The 26,025-nt window shown below is 60.9% G+C and carries 31 protein-coding genes; 18 read left to right on the forward strand and 13 right to left on the reverse strand.

The genetic code is table 11. The features are described 5' to 3' along the window. Positions 1–246 precede the first annotated feature (246 nt). From IE093_RS07745 to IE093_RS07755, 3 genes are all read right to left on the reverse strand, one after another. Complete coding sequence (locus IE093_RS07745; protein WP_189467860.1) at positions 247–450, reverse strand: cold-shock protein; 204 nt, start codon at positions 448–450, stop codon at positions 247–249. 190 nt (positions 451–640) lie between these two features. Further along, on the reverse strand, positions 641–1,267 hold the full coding sequence (locus IE093_RS07750) for a Vgb family protein (protein ID WP_189467862.1): 627 nt from the start codon (positions 1,265–1,267) through the stop codon (positions 641–643). Positions 1,268–1,303: 36 nt separating this feature from the next. Beyond that, the gene (locus IE093_RS07755) at positions 1,304–2,524 is read right to left on the reverse strand and encodes a helix-turn-helix domain-containing protein (protein WP_189467864.1); all 1,221 of its coding nucleotides are present in this window, start codon (positions 2,522–2,524) and stop codon (positions 1,304–1,306) included. 109 nt (positions 2,525–2,633) lie between these two features. Between IE093_RS07755 and IE093_RS07760 the strand changes: the two genes are divergently transcribed. The 3 genes from IE093_RS07760 to IE093_RS07770 all read left to right on the forward strand — a co-directional run bounded on the left by IE093_RS07760 (position 2,634) and on the right by IE093_RS07770 (position 4,993). Beyond that, entirely contained in the window at positions 2,634–3,431 is a 798-nt protein-coding gene (locus IE093_RS07760) for a DUF899 domain-containing protein (RefSeq protein WP_189467867.1), read from the forward strand. A gap of 484 nt (positions 3,432–3,915) precedes the next feature. Then, a complete protein-coding gene (locus IE093_RS07765) occupies positions 3,916–4,797 on the forward strand; it encodes a DUF2167 domain-containing protein (RefSeq protein ID WP_189467869.1) in 882 nt (293 codons plus the stop codon). Continuing rightward, on the forward strand, positions 4,790–4,993 hold the full coding sequence (locus tag IE093_RS07770; protein WP_229803366.1) for a DUF899 family protein: 204 nt from the start codon (positions 4,790–4,792) through the stop codon (positions 4,991–4,993). The genes IE093_RS07765 and IE093_RS07770 overlap by 8 nt, the downstream gene beginning before the upstream one ends. 297 nt (positions 4,994–5,290) lie before the next feature. Here IE093_RS07770 and IE093_RS07775 read toward each other — a convergent pair whose 3' ends face one another. Next, the gene (locus tag IE093_RS07775; protein WP_189467870.1) at positions 5,291–6,964 is read right to left on the reverse strand and encodes a winged helix-turn-helix domain-containing tetratricopeptide repeat protein; all 1,674 of its coding nucleotides are present in this window, start codon (positions 6,962–6,964) and stop codon (positions 5,291–5,293) included. A 173-nt stretch (positions 6,965–7,137) separates the two neighbouring features. Here IE093_RS07775 and IE093_RS07780 point away from each other — a divergent pair, with 173 nt between their 5' ends. From IE093_RS07780 to IE093_RS07800, 5 genes are all read left to right on the forward strand, one after another. Further along, a complete protein-coding gene (locus IE093_RS07780) occupies positions 7,138–7,569 on the forward strand; it encodes a hypothetical protein (RefSeq protein WP_189467872.1) in 432 nt (143 codons plus the stop codon). A 329-nt stretch (positions 7,570–7,898) separates the two neighbouring features. Further along, the gene (locus IE093_RS07785; protein WP_189467874.1) at positions 7,899–9,110 is read left to right on the forward strand and encodes a DNA glycosylase AlkZ-like family protein; all 1,212 of its coding nucleotides are present in this window, start codon (positions 7,899–7,901) and stop codon (positions 9,108–9,110) included. Between the two features lie 165 nt (positions 9,111–9,275). After that, positions 9,276–9,626 carry a virulence RhuM family protein gene (locus IE093_RS07790; protein ID WP_229803368.1) on the forward strand — a complete coding sequence of 117 codons (351 nt, stop codon included), beginning with the start codon at positions 9,276–9,278 and terminating at the stop codon, positions 9,624–9,626. 240 nt (positions 9,627–9,866) lie between these two features. After that, entirely contained in the window at positions 9,867–10,742 is an 876-nt protein-coding gene (gene yghU / locus IE093_RS07795; RefSeq protein WP_189467876.1) for a glutathione-dependent disulfide-bond oxidoreductase, read from the forward strand. A gap of 266 nt (positions 10,743–11,008) precedes the next feature. Next, entirely contained in the window at positions 11,009–11,992 is a 984-nt protein-coding gene (locus IE093_RS07800) for a virulence RhuM family protein/type II toxin-antitoxin system death-on-curing family toxin (RefSeq protein ID WP_189467878.1), read from the forward strand. 275 nt (positions 11,993–12,267) lie between these two features. Here IE093_RS07800 and IE093_RS07805 read toward each other — a convergent pair whose 3' ends face one another. Beyond that, positions 12,268–13,200 (reverse strand): LysR family transcriptional regulator, encoded by a 933-nt coding sequence (locus tag IE093_RS07805; protein WP_308427193.1) that lies wholly within the window; start codon positions 13,198–13,200, stop codon positions 12,268–12,270. Positions 13,201–13,248: 48 nt separating this feature from the next. Here IE093_RS07805 and IE093_RS07810 point away from each other — a divergent pair, with 48 nt between their 5' ends. Continuing rightward, a complete protein-coding gene (locus tag IE093_RS07810) occupies positions 13,249–14,175 on the forward strand; it encodes a DMT family transporter (RefSeq protein WP_189467882.1) in 927 nt (308 codons plus the stop codon). Between the two features lie 95 nt (positions 14,176–14,270). Then, positions 14,271–15,212 carry a DMT family transporter gene (locus IE093_RS07815; RefSeq protein ID WP_189467884.1) on the forward strand — a complete coding sequence of 314 codons (942 nt, stop codon included), beginning with the start codon at positions 14,271–14,273 and terminating at the stop codon, positions 15,210–15,212. Positions 15,213–15,254: 42 nt separating this feature from the next. On the opposite strand, the gene IE093_RS07820 is transcribed toward IE093_RS07815, so the two are convergent. Beyond that, positions 15,255–16,157 carry a LysR family transcriptional regulator gene (locus IE093_RS07820; RefSeq protein ID WP_189467886.1) on the reverse strand — a complete coding sequence of 301 codons (903 nt, stop codon included), beginning with the start codon at positions 16,155–16,157 and terminating at the stop codon, positions 15,255–15,257. 95 nt (positions 16,158–16,252) lie between these two features. Here IE093_RS07820 and IE093_RS07825 point away from each other — a divergent pair, with 95 nt between their 5' ends. Continuing rightward, complete coding sequence (locus tag IE093_RS07825) at positions 16,253–17,005, forward strand: sulfite exporter TauE/SafE family protein (RefSeq protein WP_189467888.1); 753 nt, start codon at positions 16,253–16,255, stop codon at positions 17,003–17,005. Positions 17,006–17,133: 128 nt separating this feature from the next. On the opposite strand, the gene IE093_RS07830 is transcribed toward IE093_RS07825, so the two are convergent. Then, entirely contained in the window at positions 17,134–17,325 is a 192-nt protein-coding gene (locus tag IE093_RS07830) for a hypothetical protein (protein WP_229803370.1), read from the reverse strand. A 143-nt stretch (positions 17,326–17,468) separates the two neighbouring features. On the opposite strand from IE093_RS07830, the gene IE093_RS07835 reads away from it, so the two are divergent. Beyond that, a complete protein-coding gene (locus IE093_RS07835) occupies positions 17,469–17,795 on the forward strand; it encodes a virulence RhuM family protein (RefSeq protein ID WP_189467890.1) in 327 nt (108 codons plus the stop codon). Positions 17,796–17,834: 39 nt separating this feature from the next. Here IE093_RS07835 and IE093_RS07840 read toward each other — a convergent pair whose 3' ends face one another. Then, the gene (locus IE093_RS07840) at positions 17,835–18,212 is read right to left on the reverse strand and encodes a septal ring lytic transglycosylase RlpA family protein (protein ID WP_189467892.1); all 378 of its coding nucleotides are present in this window, start codon (positions 18,210–18,212) and stop codon (positions 17,835–17,837) included. Between the two features lie 373 nt (positions 18,213–18,585). Between IE093_RS07840 and IE093_RS07845 the strand changes: the two genes are divergently transcribed. From IE093_RS07845 to IE093_RS22440, 3 genes are read left to right on the forward strand one after another with little or no spacing between them, the layout of a single operon-like run. After that, positions 18,586–19,044 (forward strand): GNAT family N-acetyltransferase, encoded by a 459-nt coding sequence (locus IE093_RS07845; RefSeq protein WP_189467894.1) that lies wholly within the window; start codon positions 18,586–18,588, stop codon positions 19,042–19,044. Between the two features lie 53 nt (positions 19,045–19,097). Then, the gene (locus tag IE093_RS22435; RefSeq protein WP_229803372.1) at positions 19,098–19,352 is read left to right on the forward strand and encodes a hypothetical protein; all 255 of its coding nucleotides are present in this window, start codon (positions 19,098–19,100) and stop codon (positions 19,350–19,352) included. Then, a complete protein-coding gene (locus IE093_RS22440; RefSeq protein ID WP_229803374.1) occupies positions 19,294–19,617 on the forward strand; it encodes a hypothetical protein in 324 nt (107 codons plus the stop codon). Before IE093_RS22435 ends, IE093_RS22440 begins: the two co-directional genes overlap by 59 nt. Here the strand turns inward: IE093_RS22440 and IE093_RS07855 are convergent. Both IE093_RS07855 and IE093_RS07860 read right to left on the reverse strand, forming a co-directional pair. Beyond that, positions 19,612–20,247, reverse strand: coding sequence for a DsbA family protein (locus IE093_RS07855; RefSeq protein ID WP_189467895.1), 636 nt, complete (start codon positions 20,245–20,247; stop codon positions 19,612–19,614). The two genes, IE093_RS22440 and IE093_RS07855, sit on opposite strands and share 6 nt — an antisense overlap. A gap of 2 nt (positions 20,248–20,249) precedes the next feature. Further along, positions 20,250–21,152 carry an MBL fold metallo-hydrolase gene (locus tag IE093_RS07860; protein WP_189467898.1) on the reverse strand — a complete coding sequence of 301 codons (903 nt, stop codon included), beginning with the start codon at positions 21,150–21,152 and terminating at the stop codon, positions 20,250–20,252. 113 nt (positions 21,153–21,265) lie between these two features. Between IE093_RS07860 and IE093_RS07865 the strand changes: the two genes are divergently transcribed. From IE093_RS07865 to IE093_RS07875, 3 genes are read left to right on the forward strand one after another with little or no spacing between them, the layout of a single operon-like run. Next, positions 21,266–22,210, forward strand: a complete 945-nt coding sequence (locus IE093_RS07865) for a LysR family transcriptional regulator (protein ID WP_189467900.1) — start codon at positions 21,266–21,268, stop codon at positions 22,208–22,210. Further along, positions 22,207–22,572 (forward strand): GDYXXLXY domain-containing protein, encoded by a 366-nt coding sequence (locus tag IE093_RS07870; RefSeq protein ID WP_189467902.1) that lies wholly within the window; start codon positions 22,207–22,209, stop codon positions 22,570–22,572. The genes IE093_RS07865 and IE093_RS07870 overlap by 4 nt, the downstream gene beginning before the upstream one ends. A gap of 7 nt (positions 22,573–22,579) precedes the next feature. Then, on the forward strand, positions 22,580–22,882 hold the full coding sequence (locus IE093_RS07875) for a YciI family protein (protein WP_229803376.1): 303 nt from the start codon (positions 22,580–22,582) through the stop codon (positions 22,880–22,882). A 149-nt stretch (positions 22,883–23,031) separates the two neighbouring features. On the opposite strand, the gene IE093_RS07880 is transcribed toward IE093_RS07875, so the two are convergent. Genes IE093_RS07880 through IE093_RS07890 form a run of 3 tightly spaced genes read right to left on the reverse strand, consistent with a single transcriptional unit; the run spans position 23,032 to position 26,019 of the window. Next, a complete protein-coding gene (locus IE093_RS07880) occupies positions 23,032–24,165 on the reverse strand; it encodes a DmpA family aminopeptidase (RefSeq protein ID WP_189467904.1) in 1,134 nt (377 codons plus the stop codon). Then, the gene (locus IE093_RS07885; RefSeq protein WP_189467907.1) at positions 24,158–25,033 is read right to left on the reverse strand and encodes an ABC transporter permease; all 876 of its coding nucleotides are present in this window, start codon (positions 25,031–25,033) and stop codon (positions 24,158–24,160) included. Before IE093_RS07885 ends, IE093_RS07880 begins: the two co-directional genes overlap by 8 nt. Further along, positions 25,030–26,019, reverse strand: coding sequence for an ABC transporter permease (locus IE093_RS07890; protein ID WP_189467908.1), 990 nt, complete (start codon positions 26,017–26,019; stop codon positions 25,030–25,032). Before IE093_RS07890 ends, IE093_RS07885 begins: the two co-directional genes overlap by 4 nt. Between the last annotated feature and the right edge of the window lie 6 nt (positions 26,020–26,025).

Genomic DNA, 26,025 nt, shown 5'->3' on the forward strand with positions numbered 1-26,025 from the left:
ATTCATCCTGGTGCTCGCGCACCATCCGAACCGCCCGTTCCCTCACCTCAGGTGAGTATTTCTTCGATGTTGTCATCACTCCATCCTCTCAAGAAATGGAGTCTCCGGGAATCCCGGGGCGGTTCAACTCGTAAGCGCCGCTCAGGGCGAGCTACTTTGGCTGAGTAGGTTCACAACGCAACAAGGCCCGCCTAGGCGGGCCTTGATTTCGAACCGGGGAGGTTCGAGAACTCGTGACCGTTAAGGTCAGGCGAGTTTGATATTCGAAGCCTGGAGGCCTTTCTTGCCCTGGGTCACGTCGAAGGAGACGGTTTGACCTTCCTGCAGGGACTTGAAGCCTTCCGCTTGAATTTCGGAGAAGTGGGCAAAGAGATCATCGCCACCTTCGGTAGGAGTAATGAAGCCGAAACCTTTGGAGTCGTTGAACCACTTCACTGTACCAGTTGCCATGTTGAATCCTCTCGCGCAATCGCGCCTTGCAATGTTCCTGGTGTTACCCAGATGTGTAGCGGGTAGAACAGGGATAAATTACAGGCTGCTGAAAGAATTCGAACGCTACTGAAACTATGCCACTTGCTTACCGGCTGAAGCCAGGGTGTCATGATTTGGCTCCGTGGGTCAAAGGCTTTATTTTTTATTTTTAGGGGCGCCGAACGATTCTCACCTTCCCACTACCCCCGCCTCCGCAGAAGAATTGATCGCCGCCGTCTGACTCGAGCCCCGATACGCCCACGCCGGGTGGCATCTCGAGTATTTGCAGTACCTCTCCCGTTTGGGGATCGATTCGCCTCAAATCGCTCTCGTCCTCTTCCCAGGTGCCGTGCCAGAGCTCCCCGTCGACCCAGGTGACGCCGGTGACGAAGCGGCTGCACTCGATGGTGCGAAGAATCTCCCCTGTTTGCGGATCGACTTGCTGGATCTTCCTGTCCCGATACTGCCCCACCCACAGCGACCCTTCGGCCCAGGCGAGCCCCGAGTTACCGCCGCCAGGCGGCGCCGGGATGGTGGCGACGACACTGCCGGTGTTCGGATCGACCTTCTGGATGCGATCTTCGGCGATCTGGAACAGGTGCTCCCCGTCGAAGGCTGTTCCCGCATGCGCGGCGATTTCGATCGAGCGTAACGTTTCTCCGCTCGGCGGATCGAGGGCGTTCAGCTTGTCGCCGACAGCAATCCAGACTTGCCGACCGTCATAGGTGACGCCATGCACGGCATCGACGCCGGGGAAGGGGCCATATTCGCGGAGGATTTCGGCTGCTTGGTTCATGTTTCTGTCCTTATCACTTGGGGTGTGGCTTCCATGCTAGTTGCCTGGTAGTGGACCGGGGAGCAACAAAGTTGTCGTGAATCCCGGCACGGGCGGCGTCATCCAGCGACGCGCTCGCCCGCGACCGAACGATTGCACCTTGCCTTCCGCCGCAAGCGAGTCGAGTGCTCGCTGCACGGTGCGCTGGCTGGCGCCAAGCGCAAGCGCCAGGGCCGAGCTCGACCATGTCTCACCGTCATCAAGCAGGGCGAGTACCGCTGCATGCTTCTCTTCGATCGGCCGCGCCAGTACCACGACTTCGCCTGCGCTGTGCGGCACCAACTTGAATCCTCGCTTCGTCGCGAGCACGTCGGCCAGCGTCCCAAGTTCCGTGCGAAGTCGCCCGACTTCGACTCGCAACCGCGCGCGATGCGATTCATTGGCGAACTTGGTTCGGAATGCTTGCGCGATGAGCGTGCCCCTCGGCACGTCTCCAGGCCAGGCTTCGCCCAGCAAGCGTGCCAGCGCGAACAACACCGGGCGCCTGGCGAGCGAGACCACCGTGTGTGCGTCACGCACCACATGGCGGCAGGCGTCCACGACGAGAGCCTTCGATGCCAGTAACGCTTCGACCTCTTCGAGCAGCAGGAGTCGCTCTTCGCCACGCGCCATCAGGCGCGCTGCGGGCGTGTTCAGGACGAGGGATGCGCATTCGACCTCCGCTGTCAGCGCGGGGATCCCTGCATGGTGCGCAGCGTGCTCGGCCCGAGCGAGCGCAGCGCGTGCCGTCTTCGTCCGCAGGCGGCGTATCGCGATCCCTGCCACGACGAGCTCATGGGCAGTCCTCAACGCGGGTGGGAAGGGCGCAGGATCGAGTTCGGCGAGCGCATGCTCCGCTTCGTCCAGGCACCCGATCAGGAGCAGGCGCCGGGCCTCGAGGTACCGCGCATAGGCGGCGTTCACTTGGTCGCCATGCGCTTCGAGCGTCGCCCGCGCCGTGTCGAGCGCTTTCGCGGGCCAGCCCAGATCGCGCGAGGCGAGCGCGATCTCGGCCTCAGCGACGACGCACCTCGCGCGGGCCACGGCTTCTTTCGGACCGAAGGCGCGCGCCGCACTTCGCAGGAGTGCTTTCGCTCGATCGAGATCGCCAAGCTGCGCCATCGCGATCCCTCGAAGCGCGAGCGCAGGCGCATCGTCGCGCAGCGCGACTCGGTTCAATGCGCCGAGGGGATCACCCGCCGTGAGCGCATAGGCTGCGGCCGTGATCAGTGAATCCATCGCAATCCCGCCACACTTGTTACTCCCACCGTTCGGTCACTCAGCACTATATATCTCATGATCACCAAGGAGATATCGAGAACGGAACGAACCGAGGGAGGGAAAGACAATGACCACACATACGACCGGCACACGTGAAGAGTGGCTGGCAGCGCGGATCGAGCTGCTTCAGGCCGAAAAGGAACTCACACGGCGCAGCGACGAGCTGGCGCGGCAGCGGCAGGAGCTGCCGTGGGTGCGGATCGACAAGGAGTATCGGTTCGAGACCGATGAGGGCAGTGCCTCGTTGGCGGATATCTTCCAAGGTCGCTCGCAGCTTCTCATCTACCACTTCATGTTCGGGCCCGACTATAAGGCGGGCTGTCCATCCTGCTCGGCGATTGCCGATGGCTTCAACGGCATCGCTGTCCACCTGGCCAACCATGACGTGATGTTGTGGGCGGTGTCGCGGGCACCACTCGCGAAGTTGCAGGCTTATAAGCAACGGCTTGGCTGGACTTTTCCCTGGGCGTCTTCGTATGGCAGCGACTTCAACTTCGACTTCAACGTCTGGTTCACCGAGGAGCAACAACGCGAGGGCGGTATCGAATACAACTACCAGCGCGAGCCGGCGAGTCAGTTACAAGAAAGCGAGCAGTCTGTCGCCGATATGCCTTCGCAATCGATACCCGACGGGGCTACTATCGGCGCCGCCATGAGCGGAACGGACAAGGCCACGTACGAGCGCGAAAGGCCGGGCATGAGCGCGTTCGTGCTCGAGGACGGCGTTATCTACCACACCTATTCCACCTATGCGCGCGGGCTGGACGGCCTGTGGGGCATGTACCAGTGGCTCGACCGCGCTCCCAAGGGGCGCAACGAGACGGGCATGTGGTGGCGTCGGCATGACGAGTACGATAAGGGCTGATCAGGTGGTGGAGGCGTTGGGCAACCGGGGGCGGGAGATCTTGCGAGGCAGGGTTTCCGAGCGAGCTTCCCAGCGAGCCTTCGTCTTCGGGACAGGGTTGTTCCTGACTTGCACGGACAGCCGGGCTCAGATGACACATCCTGCCTGGTGCGCCTGAACTTCTCCCCCGTGCAAGCCTAGCTCCATCACATCACCCGTCTCATATAAAAGCCTGTCTCCTCGACAGGCTTTTTATTTACAATATATTACATAGCTGGCTTTACTTATGGCTTAAGTCGCGAAGACGGTTGCCGATAAGAAAGTATAGAGGAATACGCAGACAAGGATGGTCGCAGGGAAATGATGTTACCTCTGAGCAGTAGCGTGCCCAAATCTCCCTACCGAGATGGCCTCCCTCTCGTGGGGGAGTGGCTCAAGAATATCAAAAACACAGATGATTAAAATGTTGACAGGATTAATGCGAAATACGTGCAAGGGACTGAATATGAAAAATCAATATCTGCTTTTATTTTTCTCATTGGTTGTCTCGTCATTCGCTTATGCTTTGGATGAAAGTGAAGTAATTGGGCGAATTCAAGCTCTTGATTGGAATTATGAGCCGGCTGAATACACTCTTGAAAATGAAAAGTCGTCAGTTGCAACATCTTTTGGTGACTATATCCTGATAGGAAGCGAAGCACATAAATACATGCGAATTACCGAGGGTCACAGTGGCTTTAAACCTGATGCCGTAGTGGTTCGTGTTGATGGATCAAATCAGGATGCGCAAGTCACATATACATTCCATGATATTGGCTATGTGAAAATGGATGACTGGGATGAGCATATTGATCCCAAAGAGATGCTTGATCAGATCAAGAAGAGTACTTTAGAGTCCAATGAAATAAGGGAGGCTGGTTATCCAGATATTTTTGTTGATGATTGGGTAGAAGAGCCCTACTTGGATGAGCACTCGGCCACTGCCTACTGGGCAATTTCCGGACATACTGGTGACGGAAACTCCTTTGTAAATGCGAAGGCGCTAAAACTTGGCCGTCATGGCTACACTGAAATTGTCTGGATGGGAAGGCGAGAGCAATTTTCTAGTGCTGAAAATTCCTTGGCTCCATCTCTTGCCGCATATAGTTACAAAGAAGGCTTTCAATATGCAGATTACATACCGGGGGCAGATAAAATGGCCGCTGTTGGTGTCGGTGCGCTAGCATATAAACTCATAACCGGAAACGCTGCTGCAAAGGTGGGGGCCGGCTTGCTAGCCATGCTTGTTCTCTTTGCGAAAAAGTTGTGGTTTGTCATTTTTCTTCCCTTTATCTTTTTGTGGAAGAAAATCAAAAGTAGGTTTTCTCGAAGTAATTTCGATGAGTAAGCTACAAGTTGAGCGCTTTCGCGGGCCAGCGTTGCGTGAGATGAGCGCGGACGGCGTCATCTACCACACCTATTCCACCTATTCGCGCGGACTGGATGGCCTCTGGGGCATGTACCAGTGGCTCGACCGCGCTCCCAAAGGGCGCAACGAGACGGGCATGTGGTGGCGCCGCCATGATGAGTATGAGGAGTGCTGAGTCGGGTGGTGGAGGCGTTGGGCAACGCGGGGCGGGAGATCTTGCGAGGCAGGGTTTCCGAGCGAGCTTCCCAGCGAGCCTGCTGCGGTGCAAGAGAAGGTGATGGTGATGCGCAATGAGAGCGAGTCGGAATGGCTCCGGTTCGTAGTCTTCCAGGTTGGTCCCCAAGGACCGCCTTTTATCGTCAGGACCGAATAGCATGGCAGGGCACGCATGACGTGGAAGAGGCTGCACGTGCTCGTTGGGAGGGTTACATGATGAGCATCAAGGATGGATAGGAAATCCAAAGTCACCGGATTACTGCTCAGGCATGCCAGCGAGACGGAGACCTTCGAGTACGCGCTCGAATCCCGGGCCCATCCAGGAGTGTCTGGCGCGCAGCGTCTCGATCGTGGTTCGGTCGCTGTACGCCAGGGTCATGGATGTTTCAAGCGCGGCACGCGCCTCTTCCACGCGGCCGGTCAAGGCCAGGGCGGACGCCAAGGCAAAGTTCGCCGTTGGATCATCGGGCGAATCGGCGATGGCGCGGTTCAGTGCGGTGATGGCTTCCGTATCTTGTCCGTTGTGCAAATAGGCGAGCCCCATGTAGGTGAATTTCGGGGAAGGACGGAACCTTGGATTCAGGCGCAGCGATTGTCGAAAATGCGGCAAGGCTTCGGCCGGATTTCCCAACGCCATGTTCGTCAATCCGCCACACAAATAAGCACAATCGTTGTTGGGGTTGAGCGCCATTGCGGTGTTACACGAGGCCAGACCGCGTGCCGGCTGCCCGTTCCGGGCATAGCCTACACCGATCATCCAATGTCCTTCGGCGTCCTTCGGGTCGAGCGATACGGCCCGCTGTGCCGCTTCGAGGGACAGGTCTTTCGAGTTCGGCGCCGATATGCCGGGGATGGGATGCAAACTTGCCGCGTAATGGATGAACGCCAGTCCGCTCCATGCCGAGGCGATACCGGGGTCGAGCTCCACGGCCATGTCCAATAGCGCCTTGGCATCCTGAAAATCCTTTGCGCTCTTGGGGTTGAACAGCAGCACATTGCCCCGCAGCGCATAGTCCCAGGCTGCGAGGCTTGCCGTCGGCACCTGTCTCCGACTCTCGGCTTCTCTGAGCTCGGCCTTCAGCACCGCGGCGATCTGCCCCGTCACGTTGTCCTGCACCGAGAACACATCCGTCAAGGCGCGGTCGTATCGGTTCGACCAGACGTGACTACGGGTCTGACCATTGATGAGCTGTGCATTGATGCGGACCTGGTCGCCGGATCGACGGACGCTCCCTTCGAGGACGTAACGAACCCCCAGGTCGGCGGCCACATTCTTAACGTCCACCGCCTTTCCCTTGAAGGTAAAAGAGGTGCGACGCGCGATGACGAAGGCGCCTCGGATACGTGACAGGTCCGTAATCAGGTCTTCCGTGAAGGCATCGGCGAAATATTCCTGGTCGGGATCTCCGGAGAGATTGTCGAATGGCAGAACGGCGATCGAGGGTTTGGCTGGCAGCGAGGTCTCGGTAATCTTGCTTTCATCCAACCACCACACTGCGCCCAGAACACCCAGAATGAGGATCAGAATAGCCGGCCCCACCCAGACCCAGGCACGGCGAAGGGCTGACGCCCGGGAGGCCATGACCGGGGCGTCGACTTTGTCGTCCGAGTCGAAACAGTCGGTCTCGGCGACAAACTGAAAGCCCCGCTTGGGATAGGTCCGCAGGAACCTCTGCTGCGCGCGATCGTCGCCCAGCGCCCTGCGAACCGCGCGGATGCGCGTGTTGAGCGCGGCGTCGGAGACGACGCGACCCTGCCAGATTTCGTCGATCAGTTCGTCCTTGGAGACGATGCGGTCCCGGTTCTCGACAAGATACTTCAGCAGGCTCAAGACCTGGGGCTCTAGCGGGACAGGCTGGCCGGAATCGAGCAGCCTGGCTGCATCCGGATCGAACACAAACCTGTCGAATCGATAGATCGTGCCTGACAACAGGTTTCACCATTTAAATTCATGAAAAAAACATCAAAATTCATACGCTCTTCAAGTGACACGCTCGCCTCCCAAATATCATTAATTCTAGCTATGGGCCGAGGAGGTCCTGAACGGTTGTTGCGCCTCTTGGCTTCAGACGGCTTGCAATGAACTGGAGGGAGATTGTGCTCATGAACATCAAGATGTCCCTGGTCGGAATACCGGCTTTCGTCGTGCTGGCAATCACTTCGTTTAGCGCGGCAGCGGGAACCGACATGGAGGAAGCGCTTAACAACGGCGCCCAGCAACTCACCGCGGACGAAATTGCCGAGCGCGTGGCCGGCAAGACGGTGACATATATTCTTCCAGACGAGAGAGAAGTCCTGGTCCACTATGGTGCCGAGAACGCCGCGTCCGGCAGGATGGTCGGCGGGGACTGGTCCGACACCGGCTATTACGGCATCACGAACGGCGATCGCATTTGCATCTCATGGAGCAAGTCAGACGAGGGCCGGCTGCGGTGCTTCAGCGTTCTCGTCGTGAACGACGTCGTCAAGAAATTCCATCCGGACGGCAGCTTTGCCATGGAAGCCGTGAAATTCGAGGACGGCAATACCCTCTGAGCGGTCACGCAATCAACGGGTTGGCGATGGCCAGGCCCAGGACTCAACCACGCTACCGCCCTCGGGGATCGCGACATGCGGTGCCGTCGTCCCCGGCAGCCGCCCCCTGCGCCGCCTGACGGTGGCAGGGTGCCTGATGCGGACACGCGCTCTTACTTTTAGCCTAATCAAACTTCCTTCGGCTTGCGCAGGCGTACAAACGGCGAATGGGCTGGACCTTTCCCTGGCCATCGCCCTGGTCGTGATGTGGGGGTATGAGCCCTGCCGGGCTTCGGGCAAACTGGAGCGGTTCACCTAAGATGTGGTATGCCTCGGGACAAGGATTGCCGATGACCGCCCAACAACGCTTCACCCTGACGCGTGCCGACGCCCGCCGTTTGCTGGTGCGATACCATTTCCAGCTGGCGCCGCTGGCGACCATCATCCGTCGTCTGGGGACCATTCAATTCGATCCCCTGGCGCCGGTCGGTACCAACCCGGACCTGGTCCTGCAGGCCCGGGTGCTCGGATACCGTCAGGGTGATTGGCTGCATGCGGCCTATCGTCAGCGGCTGCTGGTCGATGGCTGGGACAAGCAGGCCAGCCTGATCCAACCCGAGGAGTGGTGGGCCCAGGTGCCGTTCCATCGCTGGTTCGCCCGGCGCTGGCGGCATCGTGGCGTGGACGTCGATTCCCCGGAAGCCCACGCCCTGATCGACCAGGTCGAACGCCATGGCCCCGCCACCAGTCTCGAGCTTGGCGACCAACGGGCCGACCCCGCATTGCGCGGCAGTTGGTACGGTCCCAAGCGTTCGCGTCATCTGCTCAAGGCGTTATGGGACGCCGGACGCTTGATGACGCACCATCGCGTGGGCGGTCGCCATGCCTACGACTTGCCCGAACGCGTGCTGCCCCGGGGCGCGAGCGTGCCGGACGCCACGCAAGCCGATGCCCTGCAACGGCTGGTGGTCCGTCGCGTTCAGGCTGCCGGATTGCTGCGTCCCACCGCCGATGCCGCCGTCTGGTTGCTGCCCTGCTCGCGCGCCGAGCGTGATCGTATCGCCGCACGGGCCATCGCCCGGGGAGAGTTGATCGAACTCGATGTGGAAGGCACGGGCTACTGGACCACGCCCGCGGCACTCTCGGCCCTGGAGGAGGGCCTCGACTCGGCCGGTTCCACGGGTCAGGGGATGCGTTTTCTCGCTCCACTGGATCCACTGATGTGGGACCGTGGTGGCGTCGCCCGGGTCTTCGGCTTCGATTACGTCTGGGAGGTGTACAAGCCCCAGGCCCAACGCCGTTGGGGGTACTATGTGTTGCCGGTGCTGTGGGGTGAGCGTTTCATTGCTCGCTTCGACGCCAAGTGCCAGCAGGGCACCTTGACCCTCCTCGCCTGGCACTGGGAACCTGATATCCTTCCGGCCAGGCTTCCCGAGGGCCTGCCCGAGGCCCTTCAGCAGGCCGCCCGTGATTTTCTCGATTATCTCGGGGCCACTCGTCTCGTCCTTCCCCGAGGCCTCGGTCGTGAGGCACGACGCGCGTGGCAGAGGGCGGTCAAATGAACCGGCGAGCGGATGGGCTCGCCGCCGAAACCTTAACAGGCTATCGTTTGTCAGACTAAGGGTATCCGCCCCATGCGAGTGGGAGAGATCATCCTGCCGTGTTAGTCTTCAGGAAACCCGCCTGCATGGCGGGTTTCCTGTCTCTAAGATAAGGAGGGGGAACGCATGGATGCCAGTGAACTGATTCTCTACCAGACCGATGATGGCCGCACCGCCATCCACCTGCGCGCCGAAGGTGGCACCGTCTGGCTGACCCAGGCCGAGATCGCCGAGCTGTTTGCGACGTCACCGCAGGCCATTACTCAGCACATTCGCACCATCTACGCAGACCGGGAGCTCGCTCCCGAAGCAACCTGTAAGGAATTCTTACAAGTTCGCCAGGAGGGAAGCAGGCAGGTCCGCCGGCGTTTGAAAAGCTACAGCCTGCCGATGCCCGAGTTCGATTGGATGCCTGAGTTCGGTCGGATGCCGTGGATTGATCTCGCTGGGGATGAGACTGTACTGGTTCTGCCATGAAAATCGCCGCCTCCACTCGGGTATTTGTCTGGCAGCGACTCTGTCAGTGGCGGCATCAGGCGTCTAATCGTTTATTCGGGGGGCAGCTATCGGCAAGGCTGAGGGCGGGGGCATGACACGCTGGCGATGTTTGTCGCAAGCTAATCATTAACAGGCTATATTTATCTTGTTCGCTGGCGTCCACCCCTTCGCGTCAGGAAGGTTGTGGTCGGCCAAGCCACCATCCGTTCAGGAGTGATCATGAGTCAAGATACCGTCTACACCCCACCCGCTGTCTGGACCTGGGACAAGGAGAATGGCGGCGAGTTTGCCAACATCAATCGGCCCATCGCCGGCCCCACTCACGACAAGGCACTGCCGGTCGGGAAGCACCCTTTCCAGCTCTACTCCCTGGCTACGCCCAATGGGGTGAAGGTCACGGTGATGCTCGAGGAATTGCTGGCGCTGGGGTATCGCGATGCCGAGTATGACGCCTGGCTGATCCGGATCGGCGAGGGGGATCAGTTCGGGAGCGGCTTTGTCGAGATCAACCCCAACTCCAAGATTCCAGCGCTGGTGGACCACGGCGCGTCCGAGCCGATCCGGGTGTTCGAGTCCGGCTCGATCCTGCTCTACCTGGCCGAGCGTTTCGGCGAGTTCCTGCCGGGCAGCCTGGCCGGGCGCACCGAGACCCTGAACTGGCTGTTCTGGCAGATGGGCAGCGCGCCCTTCCTGGGCGGTGGCTTCGGCCACTTTTACGCCTATGCGCCCGAGAAGATCGAATACGCCATCGACCGCTACGCCATGGAGGCCAAGCGTCAGCTCGACGTGCTCGACCGGCGCCTGGCCGAAGCCCGCTACCTGGGTGGGGACGAGTACAGCATCGCCGATATTGCCAACTGGCCCTGGTATGGCCAACTGGCGTTGGGCCGGCTCTACGACGCCGGTGAATTCCTTCAGGTGCACACCTACGAGCACGTGCAGCGCTGGGCCAGGGAGATCGACGCCCGCCCAGCGGTGAAGCGTGGGCGTATGGTCAACCGCACCTTCGGTGAGCCGGAGATGCAACTGCACGAGCGTCATGACGCCAGCGACTTCGAGCACAAGACCCAGGATAAGTGCGAGGCCAGTGTGTGAGTCTTTAGCAAACGCGCTTGTCTCTTTTTACCTGCTGCCATACGCACTGACGCCACCCCCGGCTGCCTGGGGGTGGCGTCGGTGTTTCTGGGGCCTGGGCTACGCTCGTCGATCAATCACTTTAAAGCGTTGCCGGTGCGTTTGCCGGGCTTAGAGGAACAAGCTCAATTCGTAGGTACTATTGAAGCCTTGGAGAGTGAGTCCGATCTGAAACATTCCCTGATGCAGAAAGCCTTCATCGGAGGAATGACCGCCGAGGCGAAGATATGAGCACGAACAACCCGACCCCGATCATCATCTACGAAGACGCCGATACCGCCGTAGAAGTGCGCCTGGATACGGGGCGGGATACGGTGTGGCTTCGACAGGAGCAGATGAGTGAGCTGTTTGGTCGTGAGCGATCGGTGATCACCAAGCACATACGCAACATCTTCAAGGAAGGTGAACTGGATGAAAAAAGCAATGTGCAAAATTTGCACATTGCCGGCTCAGACAGGCCAGTCAAGTTCTACAACCTGGATGTAATCATATCCGTGGGCTACCGGGTCAAGTCACAACAGGGCACCCGCTTCCGCCAATGGGCCACTCGCATCCTGCGCGAGCATCTGACCAAGGGCTGGACCCTGAACCAGCAGCGGTTCGAGGCCAACGCCCGTGAGCTGGAAGCGGCCATGACGTTGGTGCGCAAGGCGGCTCAAAGCCCAGAGCTGGATACCTCCAGCGGTCGTGGCCTGGTGGATATCCTGGCCCGCTATGCCCAGACCTTCTTGTTGTTGCAGCGCTATGATGAGGGGTTGCTTACCGAACCGGCGGCCCAAGCAGGAGGTCGCCTGCCTTCCGTGGATGAGGCGCGGGCGGCACTGGCGCAGTTGAAGGCCGATCTGATGGCCAGGGGCGAAGCCACCGACCTGTTTGCTCGGGATCGCGGCGATGGGCTGGCTTCACTGCTGGGTAACCTGGACCAGTCCGTGTTCGGCGAACCGGCTTACCCCAGTGTGGAGTCGAAGGCGGCGCATCTATTGTACTTTGTCATCAAGAACCACCCCTTTGCCGATGGCAACAAGCGTAGTGCCGCTTATCTGTTCGTGGGCTTTCTGCATCGCAATGGCCGCTTGTTGAACCAGCAGGGTGAACCAGTGATCAACGATATCGGCCTGGCTGCCCTGACGTTGCTGGTCGCCGAGTCCGACCCGGCCAATAAAGAGACAATGATTCGCTTGATCATGAACATGCTGGCTGACCACGAATGACACACGACGCCAGCGACTTCGAGCACAAGACCCAGGACAAGGTAGAAGCTAACGTGTGAGTGGTTAGGACCGCACTTATCCCTTCTCACCTACTGGAATACGTACCAACGCCACCCCCGGTTGCCTGGGGGTGGCGTCGGTGTTTCTGGGCCTCCCTCATCGATCAGCCACTTGGCGTAGCCGATCACGAAATTCAGGCCGTTGACGTGTGGGTGGGGTGGCGGATCTCCATGCGTTTGTTGAGATCGGCCTTCACGGCCTGGCCGTGTCCTGGTCTAGGCGATTGAGCGTAGATCGGGCGTGATCAGCGCGGCGAACGCCTTGGCCGTGTCGCTTCCGTCATTGGCCAGATAGATGTGGGTCCGGCCCAACGGTGGCAGCCCCCAATGCTCCGGAACTTCGATGAGATCGCGGTCGGCAAGCGATCCGGGCAGGGCCGCCACCGCGAGGTCCGCGCGCAGGGCTGCGACCTGGCCCATCGATGTGTCGCTGGAATAGGCAACCCGATAGGACCGCCCAACTCCCTCCAACGCGCGGAGGGCTGCATCGCGCCAGGCACAACCGATCTCGGCCACGGCAAGCGGCAGAGGATCTCGCTCCACGGCACGGCCACCGTCCCGCATCAACCAGCGGAGCTCTTCGGAAAAGAGATCCCGCGCCGGGATCTGCGGCGTGCTTGCCTCGTTGAACAGGGCGAGATTGGCATCGCCCTCCACGAAGAGACGTTGCACCGTTTCACTGGAGTCGAGCCGGACGTCCACGCGAATCCGGGGGTGCATTTCGGCCAGCCGTCGGAGCAACCCCGGCACCAGAGAAACACCGAGATCATGCGGAGCGGCGAGACGCAAGCCACCGGACAACGGTGAGCCGTGGAACACAGCCATCGCCTCGTCGCTGATCCCGACCAGACGCCGCGCGAATCCGAGTAGAACCTCTCCTTGGCGGGTCAGGCGGACGCGACGCGCATCGCGATGCAGAAGCCGGACACCGAGCTGTTCTTCCAACTTGCCGACCTGAAGACTGACCGCCGAGGGCGAGCGGTTCACGCGCGCCGCGGCGCGCCGAAAACTCCCCGTTTCGTAGATCGCAACGAAGGTTCGGGCGGCGTCTAGATTGAGCGTCCGGGTGACGGGATGCGGATCGCCGGCCGGACGGTTAGTTGAGGTTTTCTGATTCATTGAGTGAGAACATATCGTTTTTCTCAACATCGGTCAAAGCCTACTCTCCTACCAACAATGCAGACGTAAGGAGTGGCAATGTCACCGTTATCGAAAGAGCGCGTGCTCGGTCTTGTCTGGGCTGCGACCGCCATCGCCATCTGGTCCGGGTCGCTGGTCATGTTGCGGCTTGGCGTGACGACGAGCCTGAATGCCTACGACCTGACCGCGCTTCGCGTCGGTGTCGCCGCGTTGCTCCTAGCGCCGGTCATCTGCCGGCGCGGCTTTGCCCTGGGGCGATTGGGCGCGGGAGGAGTCCTGGCCATGGTGGCCGGCTTCGGAGCGCCGTATATCTTGCTCATCTCGCTCGGCTTGCAAACTGCGCCGGCATCGGCGGCCGGATCCCTCAATCCCGGGATAATGGCGGTCGTCTCCGTGCTGTTGGGCTGGAGGATCTTCGGCGACAGGATCGGTCCTGCACGGATCGTAGGGGTCGTGGCGATCCTTGTTGGTGCGTCTTTCTTCGCGGGTGTGCTAGGGGCAGAGACGGCGTCGATCGGACATCTGATCCTGCTCTTTACCGGAATGATGTGGGCAGGGTACGCGCTGGTCGTCCGCCGGGCCGGCATTCCGGCCCTGCACGCCACCGCCATCGTCGCCGTGGGCTCCGCAATCCTCTACCTGCCGGTCTACGCCGCTGCCCTGCCCAAGCAACTGCCCGTCGCCCCGATTCCCGACATCGTGGCGCAGGCACTATTCCAGGGCGTGTTTGTCAGCGTCGTCGCGGTTTTCGCCTTCAACCGCTCCAGCGAGTTGCTCGGGCCGGTCGTGGGCGCGACTCTCCCGGCCCTGATTCCGCTGGCGACCCTGGGCCTCGGTGTGGTTGCACTGGACGAGACGGCGGGCGCTCGAGACCTCGCCTCGGCGACGCTGATCGGTGTGGGCGTCGCACTGACCCTTGCTGGCCACGCGCCTGGCCGTTGGCCCGGGATGGCCCGATTCAGAAAAGTCTTTCGTAACGCCTGATGCGCAGCCTATTTTAGGAATGCTCCCTACACTTCGGCATTCCACGCTATAGTCCTAACGGCTTCGCATTCGCGAAAAAACAATAAGGCGATCCAATGAGAACAACCGGCACTCCAATGAAGGCACGCCTGCGATCCGACGTCGAGATCGGCATGCTGCTCATGGCCTTCGCCATGTTGCTCATTCCGGGGATCGATGCCATCGCGAAACTGCTCTCGGCCACCGTATCACCGGCCCAGATTGCCTGGGGCCGGTTCGTCTTCCAGACCCTGCTCCTATTGCCGGTCATCCTCTTGACAGGTCGGCCCGTGCGCAGTGCACGGCTCGGTGTCCACGCCTGCCGCGGGGCGCTCATCGCGACCGCCATTGTCCTGCTGTTTTGGGCCCTACGCTATCTGCCCATCGCCAACGCCATTGCCATCTTTTTCGTCGAACCGCTGATCCTGACACTATTTTCCGCCCTGTTCCTGCGCGAATCGGTAGGCGCACGGCGACTAGTCGCGGTGGCGGTCGGTCTGATCGGGGCGATGATCGTCATCCGGCCGAGTTGGGAGGCATTCGGCTGGGCCGCCGTTCTACCGCTGGGCACGGCGATCTGCTTCGCTGGCTACCTCACGCTAACGCGACATGCCGCGGGAAACGAGGACGTGCTGACCATTCAGCTCTGGGCCGGCATATTCGCTGCCCTGGCGCTCTCGGCGGTGCTGATCGTGGGCGGTGCGACTGGAGTCGAGGTGATCGTGCCGGCCTGGCCCACCGCCTGGGAACTGGGCATGCTCGGTGCGCTGGGTTTGATCGCGACGGTGGGGCACGTCCTGATCGCCCTGGCGTTCCGCCATGCGTCAGCGAGTATTCTCGCCCCCTTCCAGTACCTGGAGATCTTCAGTGCCACCGTGCTCGGCTTCGTGCTGTTTGGCGACTTCCCCGATGCCGTCACCTGGCTCGGCACGTCGATCATCGTTGCCTCGGGGCTCTACGTCTTCCTTCGCGAGCGGCGTCTGGCCCGCTACTCCGTGCGAGGGATCGAAGCGCCTTGATTTGATGAGTCGCATCCCCTCTCCGATTCCCCGCGGTACGAGTCATACGGCCTCAATGGCCGGGGTTCCTCCCAGGTGAGAGAGCAGGCTTTGGATAGCAGGTGAAAGTTCGCTCCAGCTCCGAAAGCACAAACAAAGCCGTCGGCGTGCCCAGCTCTCTTCCAGGGCAACCACCTGGTATGAGTAACGACGGCGATAGCGCTTGGCGACACCCTGCGGCACGATGCCAACGCCGACTCCGCACGACACCATTTCGCATAATCCTTCGAAGGTCTTCATCCGGACGCGGAACGCCAATGCGTGCCCCGCAATTCGGGCATGGTCGTTAATATGGTCTTGCAGTGCGCTGCCTGGCTCAAGTCCCACGAACGGCTCGTCCATGACGTTAGCAAAGCTGACGGTTCTGGTTTGTGCCAGTCGATTCTTCGTTGGCACGATCAGCATCAAATGGTCCGTTGCGACTGGTTGAAGTTTTAGGCCCGGTGCATCGACAGCATCGGATACGACCCCCGCTTCAGCCAATCCGACAGAGATCGTTCTGACGATTTCCATGCTGGTCCGCTCTTTCAGATCGACGTTCAAGAGCGGATGGCGGGCCAACCAAGGCGCGAGCTTGTGTGGCAGGAATTCCGTCAGAGCGGCAGTGTTGGCGTACACATGAATCGTACCTCGTGTTCCCAAGGTGAAGTCTTGCAGTTCACCCAGCAGCCGTGCCTGCTGGCGCAATATCAGGCGCGCATGGTGAACCAATGCTTCCCCGGCTTCGGTGGTGGCTACCCCCCTGTGGTGGCGTTCAAGCAGCTGGACACCAACATCGGCCTCAATGCGGCGTAGGCGCTCGCTGGCCGATGCCAAGGCTAGGTTTGCGCGTATTGCGCCTTGCGTAATACTGCCTGCGTCCACGATGCAAAGGAACAGACGTAGGTCGGCGAGATCGAGCCGCATAGCGTCACCTCTTCCTATTACCCTTCGGAGTATCCGAAGGGTAATAGGAAGAAAACCACATTGTGCCAATCCACGGCTACCGGCTTACTAGATGTATGAACGGACTTTCGCCTGGATTGATATTATTACTCATCTCGACTTTCCTTATTGCCGGGTTGGTCAAAGGCGTGACCGGCATGGGATTGCCAACCGTCGCCATGGGGCTGTTGGGGACGGCCATGTCGCCTGTCACCGCCGCAGCGATGTTGGTGGTGCCATCGTTTGTGACCAATGTCTGGCAATTGATAGCCGGCCCCGCCAAGACACGTCTTGTTCGTCGCCTGTGGCCGATGATGCTGTGCATCCTATTGGGCACGACGCTGGGCTCAGCACTGCTGGTGAGGGCAGACCCTGTCTGGTCTAGCGTGGCGCTAGGAGTTGCCTTGATCGCCTATGCAGGCTACGCCTTGTTCTCTCCGTCGTTGTCGGTCCCGCCCCGGATGGAACCTTGGTTGTCGCCCATCATCGGTATCATGACTGGTGCGATCACTGGTGCTACCGGCGTGTTCGTGATTCCCGCTGTTCCTTACCTGCAATCCCTGCGTCTGGACAGGGATGAGCTGGTACAGGCGCTGGGCCTTTCCTTCACTGTCTCCACGATCGCTTTGGCGGTCGGATTGGTCTTGCACAGCGCGTTTCATGTGGGCCAAATGAGCCTTTCTGCGCTAGCCATCGTTCCAGCTCTAGTTGGCATGTGGTTGGGACAGAAAATCAGGAACAGAATAAGTCCGGGTGGATTCCGCCTTTGCTTTCTGGTGTTTCTGGTCGTACTGGGACTTGATTTGGCATTGCGTCCTTTACTGACTTGACCAATGCCGTCGCTTAGCCAAAGTGATGGTCTGTTCGGCATTCCATCTAGAGGTGCCAAGGATCGTTCCCACTACTGACGCCACCCCTGGCTGACTAGGGGTGGCGTTTTTGTTTCTGGCCTGTCCGATTAATGAATCACGAACCCACGCCCCACCGGGTCACGCTCATCGATCAGCCAACTGCAGTGGATCTGCCGGCTGCGGTCGCCCTTGTCGGCGGCCAGGCGCAGCGAGTCGATGAAACCGGCGAAGGCGTTCAACGTGAACAACGGCTGCAGGATGAAACCGACGCGCAGTGGTGGAGTGTGGAATTGGGGCATGAGCGTGGTCCTCGTCATAGCGATGCTGCGACACTCAAGCATCATAGTATGCGCGGTGGCGGGGAGTCTTCGAGCCTTGATTCCTACATCGCTATTTTCGGTATCACCTTGTTGCTGGGGAGAATATATTTTAAGGCGAGAAGTTGCCTGAGCAGGCAACTACCGAGGATTTCTTAGCAGTTCGAATTGGCAAGCGCGAGGTCAAACGCAGCCTCATACACTGTAACCTGGACGCCATCATCTCGGATGGTTACCGAGACAACTCCCGCCGCGCCGTCGGCGAGAATCTTCCAGCCCTAGGTGTCTGGTCCCGGATGATTAATTACTCGTTAAGGATAGCTTCTATAACTCAGTCGATCATCGGGGACCCGACAAATAAGTTTATTGATGCCGAGGCCAAGATTCAGGAGCTGGTAGATCAACTGCTGCACGTAAAGGTGGCGTCACTGTTCAGCCGCAGCTTCGGCTGAACAACATAACGAGGAGCCGTCAGATGTCCATTGGCGGGCTCAATTCACCTGGGTAATCATCACCGGTGCAACGCCCCGGTTGAGCATGCCGAGCTTGCGGGCCGCGCGCTTGGAGAGGTCGATGATGCGCCCCTGGACGAAGGGGCCGCGGTCGTTGATCAGCACCTTCACTTCCTGGCCGGTGTCCGGGCGGGTGACCAGTACCTTGGTGCCAAAGGGCAGGCTTGGATGTGCGGCTGTCAGGGCCTGCTGGTCGAAGGGTTCACCGCTGGCGGTGGTGGCACCCTGGAAGCTGTCGCTGTAATAGGAGGCGATGCCCTGCTGGGTCTCGTCGGTCGTGTCGTGGGCCTGTGCGTTGCCGGCGGTCAGCAGGCCTGTCAGGCAGCAGGCAAGGAGCAATCGGGATAGCTTTCCCATGGGGTTACCTCATGGTTCTCGTGTAATGGGGTTTGCGTCCATCGAAGCGATGAGGGCCATAAGGCAGGGGAATGGTAACCGCGTTGGCCGCCGCCGGCAACCCGACGCGAAGATCGGCGCTGTTGGCGACTAATTGAAGACGTTCGTGTAACAAAGAGTACAGCCATTAACGCTCATCGACCGACGCTCATCGACGGAATAGTCTGTGCGCGCCGTCGCCGCCTTTCCGCTGGGTCAATGCGGGCCCTGTCGGGACGTGGACGAGCTGATCGAATTCACGAAGCGGCTGGCCGGCTGCACGCGGAGAGTGGGGACGGACTGCGGATGTCCCATGAGCAATGGACCAGCGTATACACCAAGGACGATCTAGAAAATGCAACAACGCAACATGGAAGAGAAGGACCTGGCGGCGTGCGCCCGGCTGTTTGCACGGGTGTTTTCCGCGGACCCATGGAATGAACCCTGGGACGACGAGCTCGCCCTTAGGCGCTTGGTGCATTTCCACGACTCGAGTGGATTTGTGGGCGTAGTGGCGCAACGCCAGGAGGTGGTCGGGTTTGCGCTGGGCAATCTGGAACCCTTCTGTACGGGCACATTGTTCTACCTTAGGGAAATGTGCATCAACACAGCGCAGCAGTCGAAGGGCGTGGGAACGCAGCTTTACCACGCCTTGCAGCGGGAGCTGGAGTCGCGTCACGTCAGGGCGGTGTATCTCGCCACCTATCGTGGCATTCCGGCGGCCAGCTTCTATGAAGGACGTGGCTTTCATCGCAGCGACAACATGGCGTTCTATGCCAAACGCCTTGCCACATCGCCATTAGCCACTGACTAGCGGTAGGGCCACGGGGCGCGACACCCTAACCGGGGACAACACAAGGGAATGACATGACTTCGATCCGTCGTCAGCTGGTCGCATTGCTCGAACGGGGAGCGATACCGGGCGAGCAGGTGGAGCGCGCTGTTCGCCTCTCCGGGCTGTATCCCCCGGGGCGGGCTTGGTCCGTGTTTCTGGATCGGCTGCTGCTGTGGCTGGGTTGCCTGGCACTGCCGCTGGCTGTCGACCGACTGGGCCAGGCGCCTAGTGGCGCTGGGCAGCGGCATTCCCATCACCCTGTTGTTGATGATGTTCATCGTCGATGAGCGTGAGTCGTCCTCTCGGGCGTTGCTGGTGTACCCGCCATGGCTGGCGGCGATCTACGGGGTCTATCGCTACTGGATACCCGACCTGTTCATGCTGGCGGGAGGCTGCCTCTCGGCGATCGTGGTAACGATTGCCTTCCTTGCCAGGCATCTGCTTTGGCAAGCCGAGGCAGCCGGTTTCCTGTTCCTTTCCCTGACGGTATTGGGATTGGGCACCGCGGCCGTCATCTGGCTCAAGCGGCTCCACGCGGAGATGCACTCATGAATCGTTTCTCGATACTTCCGAGAGAAGTCTTGACCAGGCTAACGGTTGGCCGAGATATCCCATGATGTCCACGAACTCGTAGCGGCCCTGGCGTTCGAGCACTAGTGTCGGAAACCCCGCGCCGTTCACGAGGGCAAGCAGCTCCCTGCTGGCGTGAATATGCGCCCAGGTCGGTTCCCCCTGCTGTGCGGCATAGGCCGCGTCGAAGGCGGGCCCATCGAGTCCGATATCCAGTGCCAACGCGCGCAGTACCGCTGGGTCGGCGATGCGCCGCCCTTCGACGTAGTGGGCTGTCTGCATGCGTGCCAACAGATCCAGCCCGCGACCGGCACACTCGTCGGCCGCCAGCATGGCGGTGATCGGCGGCTCGGAATCGAATACCGCGCTTTCATCGCGCAGCAGGTCATCGCGGTAGGCTTCTCCGAACGGTTGGCCGCTGAGCTGCGCAATTCGCCGGTCGTGCTGGTCCACCATCCGACGTAGCTGCGGCGTCACGGTGCGGCGGTTGGAACCGGCCATCATACCGCCGGCATGAAACGCTACCGGCAGCGACTCGTGCGCCGCCTGGATCAGCGGTGCGACGGCGTAGCACCAGCCGCACAATGGATCGAGGATGTAGTGCAGGGTCATCGCTACCACTCCATCTCACCCGTGTTGACCTTGGCACCGATCTCCAGCGCGATGCCCAGGCCCGCTTGCGGGTAGGCGTCCTGCATCGCCTCGATCAACGCCGCGCTGTCATCGGCCTTGGCCAGTTCCGTCTCGAAACGCTGCAGATAATCCTGGGTGTAGGCCAACTGCGAAGCATCCTGCGGCTGGTCGGGCAGGGAATGGCCCGGTACCACGGTGGCCGGATTCAGTGCGGCGATGTCGTCCAGTTTCTCCACCCAGGCCGCGCGCTCCGCTGCTGTCTGGGCGTCGGCGGTCCATGCATGCAGTCCAGCGTACACGTTCACGCCGCCGGCCACTGTCTCGATGGATGGGATCCACACGTAGCTCCGGTGCGGCAGGCTGTCGTCCAGGCCACGGATTTCCAGTACTTGGTCCTCGAGTGTGATGGTGTTGCCGGATAGCACCTCGGGCAGTGGCACCTCCTGCGGTGCGTTGGCGCCCAGACGCGGGCCCCAGACCTGCAATTTTGTTGGCAGGGTGGCCTCGATCTTCTCCACCGTCGGCTCGGTGGCTACCACCTCCGCGTCGGGGAAGAACTGCTCGAGGACGTCGATGCCGAAGTAGAAATCGGGGTCGGCCTGGCTGATGTAGATCGTTTTCAGGTTTTTTCCACTGTCCAGAACCATGGCCGCGATGCGCAGTGCATCGGCGCGGGTAAAGCCGGTATCCAGCAACACGGCGTCATGTTCGCCGGACACTAGTACGGCATTGACGTGGAAGCTTCCGGCATCGGCGTTGTAGACCTGCAGCGTCAGCGGTGCCGCTGAGTCCTCGTCGGTCTGCGCGTCAGCGTTGGCGGACGCAAAGCCCAGCGATGCAATGGCGAGGGTGAACCAGCGGATCGGAGAGAGGGAATTTTTCATCGCACTTATCCTGGGAGGTGAGTGAACAAGGTGTTGTGTGCATGGTATTAGTTCGGAATAGTTGGATATACGTTATTATGATCAAAAGTTTGTCAACCAGATCGAGCAAATAGATGGACCGTTTTACCGCCATGCAGGTGTTCGTCGCGGTGACCGAGCGCGGCAGCGTGACCGCGGCCGCCGAAGCATTGGACATGTCGCGGGCGATGGCCAGCCGTTATCTCGAAAGCCTGGAGCGCTGGCTGGGCGCGCGGCTGCTGCACCGCACGACGCGCCGCATCGCGCTGACCGACGCCGGTCACGAGGCACTGTCGCGTTGCCGACAAATGCTGGATCTCGCGGACGAGGTGCAGCTTGCGGCCGGAGCTCGCGGTGTCGAGCCCAAAGGCCGGTTGCGCATCGCCACCAGCCAGTCGTTCGCCCAGGCCTGGCTTGCTGAGGCGGTGGCGGAATTTCTCGAAGGTCATCCGCAGGCGCAGGTCGAGCTGCTGGTGCTGGAGCGGGCCGTCAACCTGGTGGAGGAGCGGGTGGACCTGGCGGTGCGCATCACCAACCAGCTTGATGAGTCGTTGGTGGCGAGACGGCTGTGTTCTTGTCGCTCGGTACTGTGTGCGTCTCCCGGCTATGTGGAGCGGCACGGCGTGCCGCAAACGCCCGAGGGGCTGGCCGAGCACGCCAGTGTGGCACACGCTTATGTGAGCCGCAGTGAGATTTGCCTGCGCAGGGAGGGCCGCAGCGTGGCTGTGCCGGTGAGAGGGAGACTATCCAGTAACGAAACCGGCGTGGTGCGCGTGGCCGCGCTGGCCGGCGCTGGGATTGCGATGCTGCCGACCTATTTCGTTGCCGATGACCTACGCCAAGGCCGGCTGGTACGCGTGATGCCGACCTGGGAGCCGGAGCCACTGGGCATTCACGCGGTGTACCTGTCGCGCCGCTACCAGCCTCTGCTGCTGCGGGCGATGATCGACTTCCTGGTTGAACGGCTCGGCGGCGATGTCGCGCCCTGGGATCGCGATATCGACACTTATTGGGCGACTCACACGGGGACATCTTCATGAGCCGACCCGTGAGGCCTCTCAGAGAAAGGCTTGCCCAGGCCGGCATTGCCGTGGCTGGCGATGATGCCGCGGATGTCGCTGACGGCCAAGTTATCGTGCGTCTGGATGAACAGCGCGTAGCGAACTTTCAGCGTTTGGGCTCCGGGGAGGAGTCACTGGCGGACAGTGAAAAGCGGCTTCGCTATCGGCTACGCAACGGCCAGGTCAAGTTTGCCACCAATGCCTTCTTCTTCCAGGAAGGCCATGCCGAGCGCTATGAGTCGGCGCGCTACGGCCGATTCCGCGTCAACGAGCGAGGCGAGCCCCTGCTGGTCGCCCTGCATGACGACGACCTCGAGCTGTTGGGAGAGGTGACGCGGTGATGAAGGGTTGCAGCCGAGCAGCAAGGGTGCGCGCGTGCGCTTCTCGGGTGACCAGCGCATCGTCATCGATGGCCCTTTCGCCGAGACCAAGGAGTTGATTGCCGGCTACTGGCTGTGGCAGGTGAAGTCGAAGGAGGAGGCCATCGAGTGGGTCAAGCGTTGCCCGAATCCGATGCCCGGCACCGAGGCCGAGATCGAGATCCGCCAGGTATTCGAGGCCGACGACTTTGGTGAGGAGTTCACGCCGGAGTTGCGCGAGCAGGAAGAGCGCCTGCGCGCCCAGGCCGCCGAGTTGCAGCAGAAGCGCTGAGCGGTATCAGTACCGATGCTAAACGTTCCCTGAACATCGAAACAGAATCGGGGATGACCCCCTTTCCCCTGATTGCTGCACCTTGGCCTGCGCTGCTCTGGAGGGGTTACTTCATCCGGGCGACGCAGCCTCGAGATCCAAGCTCGTAATTACTGAGCGAGGCCCGTTTCGCATTGGGCACCGTGAACCAACCGTGACAGTGTCTCCGGGCAGATCGCCTTGCAGACATGGCCGCCGGGGCGCTGGGTGGGGGCGTCCTCGGCCGCCAGAAGGGCGTTGACGATCGCCTCGTCCACGCTTTCCACTGCGGCCAGGTAGAAGGGGTCGAAGACCTCGTCGTTGAGATAGTCAAAAGTTTGCTTTGCCCCGGCGAACTGGGGCATCGGGCGCGGATTAGCGGTGCTGAAGGCGATGAAGATGTCGCCGGAGTTGTTGCCGCCGGGTGTGCCGCCACGGCCGATGCCGATGGCCGCACGCTTGGCCAGGCGCCTGAGCTGGTGCGGCATCATCGGCGCATCGGTGGCCAGCACCACGATGATGGAGCCGCGTTCGCTTTCGAGTCCCGGTATGCGATGGTCGTCTCGAAGCGCTTGACCCACGGGCACTCCGAGCACCTGCAGCCAGTCGCGAATGCCATGGTTGGCCTGGACCAGGGCGCCGAGAGTATAGCTGTCGCCATCTGCCTCGACCCGTCGCGATGCGGTACCGGTTCCCCCCTTGTACTCGTAGCAGATCATACCGTTGCCGCCGCCCACGTTGCCTTCCCGGATGGGGCCGCTCTGGGCGCCGTTCATGGCGGCCAGGGCGTCTTCCTCGCGGACGTGGAGTCCGTTGATATCGTTCAACACACCGTCGTAGGTTTCGGCGATCACCGGCATGGCCCACAGGTGGTGGCGTTGCCAGCGTTGTGCGTAGCGTTCGATCATCCAGCGCACGGCGGCGTGGTGGACCATGCCGATGCCGTGGGAGTTGGTGATGCACAGGGGGCCGACGAAGTAGCCGCCGTCGTCGATCCAGTGGGTGCCGGTCATTTCGCCGTTGCCGTTAAGTGCGTGGTAGCCCGCCCACACCGGCTGGGGCTCGGTCGCATGGCCGCGTGGCAGGATCGCCGTTACGCCTGTCTTGGCCCAACGCCCGGGATTCCGTGCGGGACGGTCGATGGTGGCGTAGCCCACCAGGACGCCCGGAACGTCGGTGATGGCGTTGTGGGGACCGGTGATGCCGGAAAAGGGCAGGCCGAGCTCCCGGGCACGACGATGCGGTGTTGTTGGAGAGTCACTCATCGTTAGGGTCTTTTTCAGTGGTTGCTGGCGTGGCGGAGTGTTGTTTGTTGCGCAGGTAGAGACCCACGGCGGCGATCACGAAGGAAGCGAGCAGCAACAGCGTGGCGATGGCATTGATCTCGGGTTTGATGCCGCGTCGAATCATGCTGTAGATGAAGACCGGCAGGGTCGTGGCGTCCACCCCGGAGATGAAGTAGGTGATCACCAGGTCGTCCATGGAGATGATGAAGGCCAGCATCGCGCCACCAGCGATGCCGGGAGCGATCAGCGGCAGGGTGATCCGCCGAAACGTCGTCCAGACTCCCGCGCCCAGGTCGGCCGATGCCTCCTCGAGCCGGGTGTCCATGCCCGCCAGCCGTGCACTGACAATGATGAACACGTAGCTGATCAGGAAGGTGCAGTGGCCGAGGATGATCGATCCCGTGCCCAGCGGCATGCCCACGCTGACGAAGAAGATCAGCAGGGCGATACCCAGCACGATGTCCGGCATGACCATGGGCATGAACAGCAAGAATCGGTAGAAGCTCTGTAGTCGGAACCGGTAGCGAGCGACCGCCAGGGCTGTCAGGGTGCCGACCACAGTGGAGAACAGCGTCGTCGTCAGCGCCACGACCAGGCTGGTGCGCACCGCGGCCAGCAGCTGATCGGTGGATTCGACGTAGAGGGCGTTCTCGCCGAGCTGGGTGGAGAGGCCGAAGATCGAGCGGTACCAGTCTAGCGTGAACGTCTTCCACACCATCATGTTGATGGGGTTCGAATTGAAGGAGTAGCCCACGATCAGCAGGATCGGTGCATAGAGGAAGACGAAAAACAGCAGGCTGTAAGCGGTGAGGAAGCGCTGTCTCAGGAGACCGAACAGTTTGCTCATGTCAGGCCCTCCGCACGGTCTTTGGTCCGTGGCTTGGCGGCGGTACCCCGCGGCGAGCGCCGTTTCAGGGTCGTGCGTACATAGAGCATCAACAGCGCCAGCACGACGCTCATGATCAGCATTGCCAGGGCCGCGCCGAACGGCCAGTTGCGGGCATAGAGAAACTGCTGTTCGACCAGGTTCCCGATCATCAGTACCTTGGCCCCGCCGAGCAGCGAGGGGACGATGAAGTTGCCCAGGGTAGGGATGAAGACCAGGATGGCGCCCCCCATGATACCGGGCATGGTCAGGGGCAGGATCACGCGTCGGAAGGTGGCGATCCTGCCTGCGCCGAGATCGTAGGAGGCATCGATCAACTGGCGGTCGAGCTTCTCGATACTGGCGTAGAGTGGCAGGAACATGAACGGCACCATGATATAGACTAGGCCGATCAGTACGGCTGTTTCTGTGTAGATCAGCTCTATCGGCTCGCGGATCGCGCCAAGCGTCGACAGCAGTTGGTTGAGAAACCCCGAGGGGCGCAGTATCAGCACCCACGCATAGAGCCGCACGATCAGGCTGGCGAAGAACGGCAGTGTGATCAGAAACAGGCAGAAGTTGCGTCGCCTGGGTGGCAGCCGGCTCACCCAGAACGCCACCGGGTAACACACCAGCAGGGTAAGAGCGACCGTGATGAGGGCGATCCTGAACGAGCGCATCAGAATGCGCAGGTAGACGATGTCGAACTCTTCGATGGGCCCGTTCGCCCAGCCCAGGATGCGGCCGAAGTTGTCCGCGTAGAAGGACCACACCACACCGCCGTAGAGACCGGGCTCCAGCAGGCTGAAGATGGCCATGATGACGAGTGGCATGAGGAAGAAAATGCCGAGGAAGGCCGTTACGGGGCCTAGCAGGCCAAGCAGGCCCCAGTGCACGTTGCGCGGCACCCGGAAGAGCCGTGGCTTGCGGGATGCCTCGAGCGAGGAGGCGGTATCTGTCGTATTCATGGCCGG

Source organism: Litchfieldella qijiaojingensis, from assembly GCF_014651875.1.
Taxonomy (GTDB): domain Bacteria; phylum Pseudomonadota; class Gammaproteobacteria; order Pseudomonadales; family Halomonadaceae; genus Litchfieldella; species Litchfieldella qijiaojingensis.